This is a genomic window from Endozoicomonas sp. 4G (genome assembly GCF_023822025.1).
Classification (GTDB): domain Bacteria; phylum Pseudomonadota; class Gammaproteobacteria; order Pseudomonadales; family Endozoicomonadaceae; genus Endozoicomonas_A.
Window position 1 is genome coordinate 4,123,558 of sequence record NZ_CP082909.1, and the last position, 13,234, is coordinate 4,136,791.

Genomic DNA, 13,234 nt, shown 5'->3' on the forward strand with positions numbered 1-13,234 from the left:
GTGATTGACGAATGCCCATAGTTAAAGAAAATCAAAATGAGCCAGAACCGTCGTCTAAGCAGAAGAAACCTGCTACCGATCTGGCCAGCAGTATCGTGCGCAACAGTCTGACACTGGGTGTGTTTGCCATTCTCACGGTAGGCCTTATTGCTCTGACGTTTGTTTTTACAGAACAGAAGATTCATGCCCAGGTGCGAGCTTTTGAAGCCAGGGCCCTGAAAGAAATTCTTCCGGACAAGACACACGACAACAACATTCTGGATGCTCGAATTACCATCCCGGCCAATGACTTACTGGCAACCTCTACCGACAAGTATGGCTATGTCGCTTTCGAGGATGGCAAGCCGATTGCTGTCATTCTCCCCGCCATAGCGCCCGACGGCTATGCTGGAAAAATCGAGTTGCTGGTGGGTATTTACGCCGATGGAACACTGGCTGGAGTCAGAGCAATCCAACACAAAGAAACACCCGGACTCGGTGATAAAATAGACACCAAAGTGTCTGACTGGATTTTACAATTCCGGGGTAAGTCGCTTCTGGACCCAGCCCCTGAAGATTGGGGCGTCAAGAAGGAAGGCGGACAGTTTGACCAGTTTACCGGGGCCACGATAACCCCCAGGGCCGTTGTAGGTTCCGTTTATCGAACCCTGAACTATTTTGACTCCCACAGGCAAACGCTCTTTAAACAGGGTGAAGCCGCCAGACGGGATGAAAAAGGAGCAGAAAAAGGAGCAGAACCATGACGGATGATGTTGTTACTGATTCAACGCTGCAGAAAAAATCATTATTTGCCGATCAATCTGCCGCCAGAATTGCCTGGAACGGGCTCTGGGACAACAACCCGGCCCTGGTTCAACTGCTGGGCCTTTGCCCTCTGCTGGGGGTCTCCAGCAGTGTGGTTAACGCCCTGGGACTTGGCATTGCCACCATGCTGGTTGTTATGGGCTCGAACATCGCTGTGTCCCTGATCCGACACCAGGTCACTGATGCAATTCGCCTCCCGGTGTTTGTTATGGTCATTGCCTCTTTTACCACCTGCATAGAATTGTTGATGCAGGCTTATACCTATGAGCTGTATAAGATACTCGGCATTTTCATTCCCCTGATTGTTACCAACTGCATCATTTTAGGGCGTGCAGATGCCTATGCCTCTAAACAGCCGGTGATTCCCGCCGCTTTCGATGGCTTTATGATGGGCGCGGGCTTTGCTGCCATATTGCTGCTGTTGGGAGCACTTCGGGAATTGGTTGGTCAGGGAACTCTCTTCTCGGGTATGGATCTACTGCTGGGCCCTGTCGCCCAAAACTGGACCATTGTCGTTTTCCAGGACTACAAACAGTTTCTGTTCGCCATCCTTCCTCCCGGAGCCTTTGTCTTCATGGGTTTTCTTATTGCTATCAAAAATGTCATCGACAAAAAGCAGGAAGAAGCCCGAAAGGCTCAAGAGCCGTTATCAGAGGTTGGCAGTAAGCGTGTTCGAGTAACTGGTAATATCCGATGAATAAAGAAAAAAGAACCCAGATTTTTACCCGGTTGCGGGACCAGAACCCTAACCCGACAACGGAACTGAATTACTCCTCATCCTTTGAGCTGTTAATCGCCGTGATTCTTTCAGCCCAGGCAACGGATGTTGGCGTTAACAAGGCAACGGATAAATTATTCCCGGTAGCCAATACACCCCGCGCCATTTTTGATCTGGGGGTAGAAGGCCTCAAGGAATACATCAAGACCATTGGCCTGTTCAACGCCAAAGCCGAGAATGTCATCAAAACCTGTAAAATGCTGCTGGAAGAACATAACGGCGAAGTCCCGGATACCCGTGAAGCTCTGGAAGCCCTGCCCGGGGTTGGCAGAAAGACCGCAAACGTGGTACTAAACACCGCATTCAAACAGCCCGCCATGGCTGTGGATACTCATATATTCCGGGTTTCCAATCGCACTGGCATTGCTCCGGGCAAGAATGTTCTGGAAGTAGAAAAAAGGCTGGTCAGACTGATTCCTAAAGAATTCCTTCTGGATGCCCATCACTGGCTCATCCTGCATGGTCGCTACGTCTGCAAGGCCAGAAAACCTCAGTGTGGCAGCTGTATTATTGAAGACTTGTGTGAATTCTCTTCCAAAGAAAAATAAGTAAAAAATCCTTTCAATCCCATACAGGGTCTCGATTGAGCTTTTTTTCTTTGCAAATCACGAATGCCGTCTACGGCAGAATTAATAATAAGTTAAAAATGGCTTTGTAACTGCCTTTCACCACCCAGATCGGGAGGTTGCCCCGATTGGGTTGGTGATTAGCCATTCCAGATTGAAAATGATCTCCTTCTCAACGCTCAAAAGTAGTACGATTCTACCGTCATCGACAGGTCCTTGACCGGCGCAGCAGACGCTATTGTTAAATCGTGAGCTGTTCTGGTCATACCAAAATAGAAAGCCCTTTGTTTTTGACAAGATCCAATAATTTAAGCGACGGTCCATCAGGGCGCTTTTGACCCGTTTCCCATTTCTGCACGGTGGACGGGCTAACATTCAAAAATGCTGCAAAGACAGACTGGCTCACTTTGTATTTAAGGCGCAAACGCTTAATCTGCGTTGGAGCCAACGCCTCTACTGGTGGTAAACATAGTGCATCGAACTTGTGCATGGTCGTGGCATTCATAATGCCAGCGTCATACAAGCCCTTGGCGGTTTCATGCATTGCATCCAGTAAATCACTCATAGGAAATCTCCACTAATTCTCCAGCTTCCAGTGCTTTTTTCAGGTCATCATCTGTATATCCAAGAAATTCCCTGACTAATAATTTGATGGCCTTCGCCTCTTTCGGGTTAATGTTGTTCTGTCTATTTTTTACAAAACCAAAAATAAAAAAAGCACGTTCGCCCATACGTAAAATGAGATGTACGTAAGTCAAGCATTTACATCCGTACATGTACGAAATAAAAAGTATGACATTCAGACAATCTTTTCATGAACTGAAAAGCAATTTTATCTCAAGGTTGATTAGGATGCGGACTCCGAACCAACAATAAAGACCGTGCCCTGAGTTCGGGCATTTTCACGGCAAAGAAACCACCGACCTCTCTCCAGATTTGGACTAACCTGATTTTCCAATAAACATTTTAACGACTGGGAAGCCAGGCCTTGCTATCCAAAAAACCATTGATTTTGACCTTGGTCATCACCTTTTCGGTGCATTACCCTCATGGCCATGCTCAGAAAAGCCATGCTCAGAAAAGTCATGTGTCTTTACTCTTCGCTCTGGCTGTCGGCAAGGCGCTTATCAGTACCCCAAAGCCCTTTATTGAGGTTTTCTTAAAGCCTGACACTCGCTATTGCTTTTCTGCTGCCCCTGACGTCGAGTTTACAGCTTACAGTCAGGCACCCTCTGATGAGGGTTCTGGCACCGAAGACAGCAACACCTGTGATGAAAGCGACAACCGCTCTGAAGAAGACGAAACTGATACCGAAACGGTTGTTCAGTGGGTAAACACGACACCTGATCCTTTTCGAGCATTAAACGAAATCAGTGAAGTTTGTGCGACCCTGAGACTGAAAATGATTGATCAGGAGTCCACTACAGACAGTGAAATAGCCACCTCAACTGCTTGCAGCACCGACCAGGCGAACCATCTGAAAAGGCACAAACAGAGTCACCTGCCTATCGACCAGAGACCCAAAAGATACAAGGTGCACCAGTGTGACCATGAGGGCTGCAATTACAGCACCGACCACAGGGGCAGCCTGAACAGACACAAACAGATCCATCTGCCTGCCGACCAGAGACCCATAAGACCCAAAGTGCACCAGTGTGATCATGAGGGCTGCAACTACAGAACCGACTTCAGGAGCAGTCTGAAAAGGCACAAACAGACCCACCTGCCTGCCGACCAGAGACCCGAGGTGCACCGCTGTGACCATGAGGATTGCGACTACAGTTCCAACCAGTCGGGCAATCTGAAAACGCACAAACAGACCCACCTGCCTGCCGACCAGAGACCCAAGGTGCAACAGTGTGACTATAAAGACTGCAACTACAGAACCGACCTGAAAGGCAATCTGAAAACACACAAACAGACCCACCTGCCTGCCGACCAGAGACTCAAGGTGCACCACTGTGACCATGAGGGTTGTGACTACAGTTCCAACCAGGCGGGCAATCTGAAAAGGCACAAACAGATCCACCTGCCTATCGACCAGAGAATTAAGGCGCACCAGTGTGACTATGAGGGCTGCGACTACAGCACCGACCGGGCAAGTAATCTAAAAACGCACAAACAGACCCACCCGCCTGCCGACCAGAGGCTCAAGAGAAAAGCGTCTGACCAGCGGCCATCTAACCAGAAAAGAAAGAAGGGTGACAAAGAATGATCTGCCTCCCAACCTACCTCAAGGAAATTTCCGACCCTAGGAGCCTGACCGAGAATAGCTGCCCTACTGCGGCGACAGCAAATTGGTCTAAAAATCCGCTTTTGTTCGTCAAATAGCTAGCTATTCTCCTCACAAAACCGAATTTTTATCCTCAATTTTCTGCCGTCCTCGCTACGGGCGCCATTCTCGGTCAGGCTCCTAGAAAACCGCTATCGACTACTTACCCCGTCCGTCCTGGACTTGCCGAAAAATGATGGCATCACATTTTGACAAGTTCTGGACGGACTTTGTGGGCGCAGAACGCTTTAGAAACGGCAATAACCTCTGTTAATCCAGGCGGCAATAGCTGCAGAAGTGATAGCAGACAGAACACCAGCATAAGGAATCGCTGAAAAATAACTGCCAGCGGACGTGGTGTTAAGCGGGCACTCTGAGTAACTCGCAGGGTAGTAACCATGATCCCCAATATAGGCCTGAGTGGCGGGTGACAGCATAAACGTTGCAAAGGTTTCAGCTGCTTTGACGCTGTCAGAGTCATTGAGTATCACCATCTCCTGCCTGAGGCGATGAAAATCGTTGTCATGTAACAGTGACACCTCATCATCTTTGGGATAAGGGTGGTCTACGTCATGTGAATCTCTGGAGTGATCATCTTCTTCATGAAACACTAATGAGGCCGGGAGCAGGGCAAATACGTCTGTTTTGTTTACGCTGTTGCTCCAGACATCATGGGCACTGTCTTCGATCTTGATATTCCCCGTTGCATTGAGGGGATAGAACAACCCCGCAGCTTCAAGCAAATCCTCCGCCCTCTTGCCATAGGGAGAGTCCTTGGGATCCGGGATGTAAACTTCCTGACGATGCTTGTCAATAAAGTCACCCAGCTCCTTCACTGTGATAGTCTCTTTTCCATGACTGTGACCATGATCTTCGGTCTGGTTACCCATCTTGTGCAAAAACGCAAGCCGACCAAACGCATAGGTTTGCCGTGATTTCGGTTTGGCTTTGTCCACCCGTTCCAGCGTAGCCGGGTGGGTTTCATCGGCGCTGAGAAAGACATCAAACTTCTCGCCACCCATAATACGCTCAAACAAGTCGTCACTTGCGCCTTTGACAAGCGTAACCTCAATATCCGGATGGAGTTTGTTAAAGGCCTTTTTCAACTCCATGGCTGTCGGGTAAAAGTTGGATGCAACCGCAATTTTCAGCGTGTCTGACAAAGCAACCGGACTGAGAAGTATCAGAGCCAGAGAGAAAAATGTCGAGCAACAGACTTTTCCAAAGTCACGTTGTCGTATATTAAGCTGCCTGAAGTTCCGATACTCTCTACGGGTCCATTTCAAGCAGTCAGATAAAGTAGGCATTGAAGTAATCATAAAATCTGTATGTTTACTGGTAGTTGGGAACGTCAGTATAGACACTATTCATAATTTGCGAGTTCCACGTTCCATCCTCAGGCAATTTAAGTGATACACTCCTCTTTCAAAGTGTAAAAACTGCAAACAATAGAACAGACAAACCACACATGACCCCTACCATTGAACTCGCCATAAATCTGATTCAGCGTCCCTCCATCACCCCTGAAGATGAAGGCTGTCAGGACCTGATGATCAGCCGTCTGGAACCCTTGGGCTTCAAAGTAGAGAAATTGCGGTTTGGTGAAGTGGAAAACATCTGGCTGCGCAGGGGAGACTCTGCTCCGGTGCTGGCCTTTGCCGGTCATACCGACGTTGTTCCCACCGGTTCTGTGGAACAGTGGGATAACCCTCCCTTTTCTCCTTTTGTCGATGAAAACGGTATGTTGCAGGGACGGGGGGCAGCCGATATGAAAGGCAGCCTGGCCGCCATGGTCACGGCCTGCGAGGCTTTTGTTGCCGACAACCCTGACCATAAAGGCTCGATTGCTTTCCTGATCACCAGCGATGAAGAAGGCCCGGCCAGGCATGGCACCGTAAAAGTCATTGAACACCTGGAGGCTCGTCACGAAAAGATAGACTGGTGTATCGTCGGTGAACCCTCCAGCACCCATCAGGTGGGCGATATCATCAAGAACGGACGCCGTGGTTCAATGCACGGCCAGCTGGTGATACATGGCATCCAGGGGCATGTTGCCTACCCGCACCTGGCCAGAAACCCGGTTCATGAAGTGGCACTGGCGCTATCAGAATTGACCGGCGAAGAATGGGATCAGGGCAATGAATTCTTCCCACCCACCAGTTTCCAGATCTGGCATATTCATGCCGGAGAAGGTGCCAGCAATGTGATTCCCGGTCGCTGCGAAGTCAACTTTAACTTCCGCTTCTCTCCTGAAGTCACGGATAAGGTACTTCAGGAAAGAGTGCTGGCCATTCTGGATCGGCATCACCTTCAATATGATCTTGAATGGCATGTCAGCGGCCAGCCATTCCTGACCCGCCCCGGCATACTGGTTAATGCCGCCAAAGCATCCATCAAAGCTGAAACTGGCATCGATTCTGAGCTATCCACCTCTGGCGGTACTTCTGATGGCCGGTTTATCGCGCCAACCGGTGCCCAGGTGGTTGAGCTGGGACCGGTCAATGCCACCATCCATAAAGTGAATGAATGCATCAGAGCCAGTGACCTTGACGATCTCAGCCGGATTTACCAGGGTATCCTGACACGACTACTGACGTAAACTCATACTCCATTTTATAAGACAATAGCCTTTTATGAATAACGTTGAAGATCTGGAAATTTATGCCAAAGACCTGAGCCTGGACATGATCCGGAAATGGCTCAAGGCTCATTTTGATACCGTGGAAGTCCTGGGCAGCGGTAACAAAGTCCACGACTTTCTGGCACATGGCCAGCAAGCTTCAGCGCCGGTCATGGTTGTTGAGGGAGCGGTTGGCAAGGTCTGGACCAGCATCTGGTTCAAAACCAACAAGACCCCCTGGCGTGATGATATGGCCTGCGCCAGAAGCCTGAACCAGTTTGCCAAATGCCGGGTAAGGGCCAATGCCGCCCCCTGGTCAGACGGTGAAGATATGGATGAATGGTGGCAGCTTACGGAATCAGGCGAAGAGAGCACAGTCTCCTGGCCTAATGCTCTTTAAGAACAAACCCTGATGGGCACGCTCTTAATCTGAGAACCTTAATCTGAGAAATATACACTTTCCTCTTTGCGCCGCAGCCTCGATTCAAGCTAGAATCCACCGATAGCCATTTACCCTCTTGATTTCAGGCCGCGGCCAGCCCCATGCACAAACCCAATACTCTCAGTCGCTTTTTGTTTCATAGCTTGAGAAAGCTGTTATTCACCTGGGTTAGAACAACGGTTCATAACAACACTGCAGAAAGCCTTGAGATTCAGCCAGACAAGCCTGTCTGCTATGTCCTTCGTAACCGCTCCCTGTCTGATTTGATGGTGGTTGAGCACGAGTGTCGAAAAGCCGGTCTACCAAGACCCTATGCGTTTATTCACAAGGATCGCAAGAGCGGTGACCAGGCTTATTTTTATCTGACTCAGCAGCGGGGGGTTCTGCTTCAGCGCGAGCACCCGGAAACCGCCGATACACTGGCAAACCTGCTCAGGGAAACCGAGGCGCATCCTGACCAGGACGTGCAGCTGGTGCCGGTCAGTATTTTCTGGGGACGGGCTCCAGATAAAGAACAGTCTGCCCTGAAACTCCTGCTTGACTGGAACTTCAGCCTTGGGGGCCGCTTCAGCAAGTTTATGGCCATTCTGCTGCATGGCAGGCAAACCCTGGTTCACTTTAATCCCGCCATGTCCCTCAGAGACATGGTGGACGAAGGCCAGGAACATCCCCGCACCCTCCGCAAAGTGGGTCGGATTCTCAGGGTACACTTTCGTCAGCTCAGAGAGTCTGTCATTGGTCCTGACCTCTCTCACCGAAGGATACTGGTCAATGGCCTGATCCATACGCCACAGATTCGCAAAGCCATAGAGGCCGAGGCCGCGGCCCGGGAGATCACTCTGGTCGAGGCCGAGAACAAGGCCCGGCAGTACGCCAACGAGATCGCTTCTGACTACTCTTATCCGGTGCTCAGATTCCTGGACATTCTGCTGACCTGGTTCTGGAACAAACTCTACGATGGCCTGTCGATCAATAACATTGAACCGATCAAGGCGCTTTCCCAGAAACACAGTATTGTTTATGTACCCTGCCACCGCAGCCATATCGACTACCTGCTGCTTTCCTATGCCCTTTACTATGAGGGACTGACACCTCCCCATATTGCCGCTGGTATCAACCTGAATATGCCCGTCGTCGGCACTATCCTGCGCAAGGGTGGCGCTTTCTTTATGAGAAGAACCTTTAGAGGCAATCCTCTCTACAGCGCCGTCTTCCATGAATACATGTATACCCTGTCCAGTCGTGGATTCCCCATTGAATATTTTGTTGAGGGTGGTCGCTCCAGAACCGGTCGAACCCTGACCCCGAAAACCGGTATGCTCTCCATCAGCCTGAGAAGCTACCTGAAAGATAACCGTAAGCCGGTACTGTTTGTGCCGGTTTATATCGGTTATGAGAAATTGCTGGAAGTCAGCACCTACATGGGTGAGCTGCGAGGTAAGAGCAAGAAAAAAGAGTCCCCGCTGGACGTCGTTCGCACACTGGCAGCCCTGAAGAATCAGTTTGGCAAAGCCTGGATCAACTTTGGCAATCCCATCTGCATGGGTGAATTCCTGGATAAAGAAGCACCTCAGTGGCAGCAGGAACCCGCTGAAGGCTTTAAACCAGAGTGGCTAAAGAAAGCCACTAACACGCTGGCTTTTAATATTGCCAGCGAGATCAACTCAGCAGCCGTGATCAACCCGGTTAACCTGGTGTCTATGGCCCTGCTTTCAACACCGCGTCATGCTTTGGGTGAACAGGAGCTGATACTGCTGATAGAGACTTACCAGCGACTCCTCAAAAAATCTCCCTACAGTGACAAAACGGTCATTACCGATATGGATGGCCACAGCGTCATCCGCCATGTAGAGAACCTGGATGTGCTCAATAAATTCAGCGATTCCCTGGGGGATGTTTACAGTCTTGACGAAAAGACAGCGGTCAAGATGACCTATTACCGGAATAACGTGCTGCATATGTTTGCCGTACCTTCCCTGCTCAGCTGCCTGTTTATTAACAACAGCGCCATGACCCAGAGGGAAATCTTCCGGGTTTGCTCCATCCTGTACCCTTACCTGAAATCTGAGCTCTTTCTCAAATGGAGTGAGCGAGGCTTCCTGAAAGTAGTTGCTCAATGGCTGGAGACATTGGAGAGTGAAGGCCTGATTATCAGTGACCGTGAAGGCTATTACCGCCAACCTGAGTACAGCTCAGTACAGTTTGTTACACTGACAGCACTTTCCCGCGCCATAGCACAGACGCTTGAGCGTTTCTTTATGGTCATCAGTCTGCTGATCAGCAATGACAGTGGCAACATTGAGCAGGAAACCCTGGAAAACCAGAGCCGGGACCTGGCACAGAGGTTGTCGATTATCCACGGATTAAATGCCCCTGAGTTTTTTGACAAGACTCTGTTCAAAAACTTTATCGAACAATTACGGCTTAATAATGTGGTAGAAATCACCCAGACCAACAAGCTCAACTTTGGCGATGAAGTGAAAATGGTCGCCGATGAAGCCTTTAAGGTGCTGACCAGCGAAGTCCGCCACAGCATACTGCAAACCACCAGTACGCAGCCTGCTCCTATTGAGGAGCATTAACTCAGCACATCCTATTCGTACAACCCCCTCGTTCCCACGCTCCTGCGTGAGAACGAGGAAAAGATGACACCGTTAACACTCAAACGCTTTCAAAGCATGAATATCATACCTGCAAGCCTTCCCCTCCAGTTTGTAGGTAGGCGAAGCATTACCCAGCTCCGGAGCCAGCCGGGGCCTTTTGATCACAACCCGGTATCGGGCCAGTTTCAGGGCAGGCTCAAGCAGCTCATCGGCATCAGAATCAGCTGACAATAGCTCCTGAAAGATTTTCATTTCCTTTTTGACTTGTGCCGATTTCTCCTTGTGCGGAAACATGGGGTCGAGATAAACCACATCAAACTGTTTTCCGGCGGACAGGCTTGATTCCATAGAACGACGACTGTCTTCTTTGATCAGCTGCATACGTCCGGCAATCTCTGAGACTTCCAGATCTGCCATCGCTCTTCTGATACCGTCTTCCAGCAGAGCGGCAATGACAGGAGAGCGTTCGATGATAGTCACCCTGCAACCCAGCGAGGCCAGCACAAACGCATCCCGACCCAGCCCTCCGGTGGCATCCAGCACATGAGGTTTAGCGCCTTTATTCAAACCCACGGCTTTGGCTATATCCTGACCTTTACCGCCACCAAACTTTCTTCTATGGCCTGCTTTTCCACCTACGAAGTCAACACTGATGGGCTTTTCTTTGCCACCCGCCCGCTTCAGGGAGAGATGATCCTTTTCAAAGCCCAGAATAAGATAACCTTCCCGACAGTCAGCTGGATGTTCAATGGCAGAAGCTCCAGCCATTGAACAAAGAAGCGTATCAAGATAAGCCTGCTTATCAGGGTCCGGATCATTTTGTACTACGACTGAACAGGCCATTCGCTTTTTGCTCACAACAGTTTAAGTCAGTAAGTCAAAACACCATCACAGCAATCAATACTGCGCCGAGAATAAAGCGGTAGATCACAAAGGGCATCAAGCCGATTCGATTGATAAATGACAGGAAAAAATGCATACAGAACCAGGCACTGACGCCTGCTACCAAAGCACCAGAGAAGAGTACGCCCCAGTCAACCGGCTCGGTTGATTTTACAAGGTCCAGTGTCAGAAGCAGCCCGGCTCCCAGTATCACCGGAATGGACAGTAGAAATGAAAAGCGAGCCGCTGCCTCACGGGTCAAACCGAGCATAAGACCCGCAGTCATGGTAATGCCTGACCGGGAGGTTCCCGGGATCAGGGCGATGGCCTGGGCAAAGCCAATGATCATGGCCTGACGGAAGTTCAACTTTTCAATAGGCTGTATTTTTTTGCCCTTATAGTCAGCCCAACCAAGGAGAGCACCGAAAATCAGGGTAGTCCCTGCAATCACTGCAATACTGCGCATCGCCTCATCCAGACCCATAGACTTCAGGGCGAAACCAAACAACACCGCTGGCAAGGTTGCAAAAATCAGGTACCAACCCAGACGGCTGTTCACCGTTGAGCCTTTACCCGCCAGAGAGCCCAGCCAGTCCACAGCAATTCTGATCAGGTCATGACGAAAATACCCTACAACCGCTATCAATGTGCCAATATGAACTGCCACATCAAAGGCCAGCCCCTGATCCGTCCAGCCCAACAACTGTGCGGGCAATATCAAATGACCCGAACTGGAAATCGGTAGAAATTCTGTCAGCCCCTGCAACAGGGCAAGAACGATTACCTGAAAGCTATCCACGATAGCATCCCCCTTACAAACGAGTTTTATGATCGTTCACTTTTCTTAAGAGCCACTTTATCCCTGAGATAGACAGGTCTAGCCTGTTCAGCCGATACGGCCAGCCCCTGGTTAAAATCAGCCGCCGCCAGAATGGCAATATCTGCCGCCCTGGGATAAGCCTCGGGATAACATTTCACCACTTTTGCTGCCAGCTGGTCTTCGAACTGCCAACCAGTTCCCATTCCCAGCCAGCTCTGCTCTCCACCAAACACTCCACCAGGCAGGACAACCTTCTCGGGGGCAACAACCTGCTCTTCCATCACAGGTTGCATCAGCCCATCTTGTTCCCTGAAGGCTCCCCAGTAAACTTCTCCCATGCGGGCATCAATCGCCGCCAGTACAGCGTTTGCCTGATGCTCTCTAAAACCTTCCTGCGCCAGTGCTCTTAACGTTGACACCTCAACAACCGGTTTTTCGATGGCAAAGGCCAGCCCCTGCACCATGGCAGCCGCTATCCTGAGACCGGTAAAAGCACCGGGTCCACGGCCAAAGGCCAGAGCATCCAGATCAAACCGGCTGATGCCCTGCTTTTGCAATAGATTGTCGACCATTCCCAAAAGCTCACGGCTGTGCCTTCTGGGTAACAGCTGAAAATGCTCAACAATCTCACCCTCCAGATTCAATGCCACTGAACAGGCTTCTGTGGCGCTATCAAGAGCCAGGATTTTCATCAATGTATCTCTTTAGATGGGGGTATTGCATGCAGCCAGACAGCAAGGTTTATCAGGCCAAGGTTTATCAGGCAGGCTTCAGGGCGCTGATCACTTTGCCCTTGATCTCATCAACACTGCCAACACCTTCTACCCGGGTATAGCGAGTCTGACCTTCAGCTGCCTTGTAGAAGCTGACCAGAGGGGCCGTCTGGTCATGGTAAACCCCCAGACGCTTACGAACGGTTTCCTCAGCATCGTCATCACGCTGAATCAGGTCTTCACCGGTTACATCATCTTTACCTTCAACCTTGGGCGGGTTGTAGACAACGTGATAGGTACGGCCACTATCCGGATGAACACGCCTTCCTGCCATGCGCTGAACAATTTCTTCATCTTCAACCGCTATTTCGATCACGTGATCAATGGCGACACCGGCATCACGAAGGGCTTCAGCCTGAGGGATGGTTCTGGGGAAACCATCAAACAGGAAACCTTTGTCGCAGTCGTCTTTGGCAATACGTTCTTTAACCAGTTCAATGATGATTTCATCTGAGACCAGGGACCCGGAATCCATCACCGCTTTTACTTTCAGGCCCAACTCTGTGCCATCCTTGATCGCTGCTCGCAGCATGTCGCCGGTAGAGATCTGGGGAATACCAAACTCTTCCATGATGAACTGGGCTTGCGTACCTTTGCCGGCACCCGGGGCACCCAACAGAATCACTCTCATGAACAGACTCCTGCCTGACAAGGCTCACTGCTTGAGCCTCATT

General features: G+C 50.2%; 14 protein-coding genes. 7 read left to right on the forward strand and 7 right to left on the reverse strand.

Annotated elements, in window-relative coordinates; genetic code table 11:
• Positions 1-11: 11 nt before the first annotated feature.
• The 3 genes from rsxG to nth are packed head-to-tail and all read left to right on the forward strand — an operon-like array spanning position 12 to position 2,130.
• Positions 12-743 carry an electron transport complex subunit RsxG gene (gene rsxG, locus K7B67_RS16105; protein WP_252176901.1) on the forward strand — a complete coding sequence of 244 codons (732 nt, stop codon included), beginning with the start codon at positions 12-14 and terminating at the stop codon, positions 741-743.
• A complete protein-coding gene (locus tag K7B67_RS16110; protein ID WP_252176902.1) occupies positions 740-1,501 on the forward strand; it encodes an electron transport complex subunit E in 762 nt (253 codons plus the stop codon). Before rsxG ends, K7B67_RS16110 begins: the two co-directional genes overlap by 4 nt.
• Positions 1,498-2,130, forward strand: coding sequence for an endonuclease III (gene nth / locus K7B67_RS16115; protein WP_252176903.1), 633 nt, complete (start codon positions 1,498-1,500; stop codon positions 2,128-2,130). The genes K7B67_RS16110 and nth overlap by 4 nt, the downstream gene beginning before the upstream one ends.
• Before the next feature lie 280 nt (positions 2,131-2,410).
• Here nth and K7B67_RS16120 read toward each other — a convergent pair whose 3' ends face one another.
• Entirely contained in the window at positions 2,411-2,713 is a 303-nt protein-coding gene (locus K7B67_RS16120; protein WP_252176904.1) for a DNA-binding transcriptional regulator, read from the reverse strand.
• Entirely contained in the window at positions 2,706-2,906 is a 201-nt protein-coding gene (locus K7B67_RS16125; RefSeq protein WP_252176905.1) for a type II toxin-antitoxin system RelE/ParE family toxin, read from the reverse strand. Before K7B67_RS16125 ends, K7B67_RS16120 begins: the two co-directional genes overlap by 8 nt.
• Positions 2,907-3,136: 230 nt before the next feature.
• Between K7B67_RS16125 and K7B67_RS16130 the strand changes: the two genes are divergently transcribed.
• The gene (locus K7B67_RS16130) at positions 3,137-4,363 is read left to right on the forward strand and encodes a C2H2-type zinc finger protein (RefSeq protein ID WP_252176906.1); all 1,227 of its coding nucleotides are present in this window, start codon (positions 3,137-3,139) and stop codon (positions 4,361-4,363) included.
• A 305-nt stretch (positions 4,364-4,668) separates the two neighbouring features.
• Here the strand turns inward: K7B67_RS16130 and K7B67_RS16135 are convergent, their stop codons facing one another.
• Entirely contained in the window at positions 4,669-5,727 is a 1,059-nt protein-coding gene (locus K7B67_RS16135; RefSeq protein WP_252176907.1) for an extracellular solute-binding protein, read from the reverse strand.
• A 161-nt stretch (positions 5,728-5,888) separates the two neighbouring features.
• Between K7B67_RS16135 and dapE the strand changes: the two genes are divergently transcribed.
• The 3 genes from dapE to plsB all read left to right on the forward strand — a co-directional run bounded on the left by dapE (position 5,889) and on the right by plsB (position 10,064).
• Positions 5,889-7,019 carry a succinyl-diaminopimelate desuccinylase gene (dapE, locus tag K7B67_RS16140; RefSeq protein ID WP_252176908.1) on the forward strand — a complete coding sequence of 377 codons (1,131 nt, stop codon included), beginning with the start codon at positions 5,889-5,891 and terminating at the stop codon, positions 7,017-7,019.
• 34 nt (positions 7,020-7,053) lie between these two features.
• Positions 7,054-7,440: a hypothetical protein gene (locus tag K7B67_RS16145; RefSeq protein ID WP_252176909.1), complete on the forward strand. Its 387-nt coding sequence runs from the start codon at positions 7,054-7,056 to the stop codon at positions 7,438-7,440.
• A 143-nt stretch (positions 7,441-7,583) separates the two neighbouring features.
• The gene (plsB, locus tag K7B67_RS16150; protein ID WP_252176910.1) at positions 7,584-10,064 is read left to right on the forward strand and encodes a glycerol-3-phosphate 1-O-acyltransferase PlsB; all 2,481 of its coding nucleotides are present in this window, start codon (positions 7,584-7,586) and stop codon (positions 10,062-10,064) included.
• A gap of 72 nt (positions 10,065-10,136) precedes the next feature.
• Here the strand turns inward: plsB and K7B67_RS16155 are convergent, their stop codons facing one another.
• From K7B67_RS16155 to adk, 4 genes are all read right to left on the reverse strand, one after another.
• A complete protein-coding gene (locus tag K7B67_RS16155; RefSeq protein ID WP_252176911.1) occupies positions 10,137-10,928 on the reverse strand; it encodes a class I SAM-dependent methyltransferase in 792 nt (263 codons plus the stop codon).
• 34 nt (positions 10,929-10,962) lie between these two features.
• The gene (locus K7B67_RS16160) at positions 10,963-11,766 is read right to left on the reverse strand and encodes an undecaprenyl-diphosphate phosphatase (RefSeq protein WP_252176912.1); all 804 of its coding nucleotides are present in this window, start codon (positions 11,764-11,766) and stop codon (positions 10,963-10,965) included.
• Positions 11,767-11,792: 26 nt separating this feature from the next.
• Positions 11,793-12,479: a tRNA (adenosine(37)-N6)-threonylcarbamoyltransferase complex dimerization subunit type 1 TsaB gene (tsaB, locus tag K7B67_RS16165; protein ID WP_252176913.1), complete on the reverse strand. Its 687-nt coding sequence runs from the start codon at positions 12,477-12,479 to the stop codon at positions 11,793-11,795.
• Positions 12,480-12,546: 67 nt separating this feature from the next.
• Positions 12,547-13,191 (reverse strand): adenylate kinase, encoded by a 645-nt coding sequence (gene adk / locus K7B67_RS16170; protein WP_252176914.1) that lies wholly within the window; start codon positions 13,189-13,191, stop codon positions 12,547-12,549.
• Positions 13,192-13,234 lie beyond the last annotated feature (43 nt).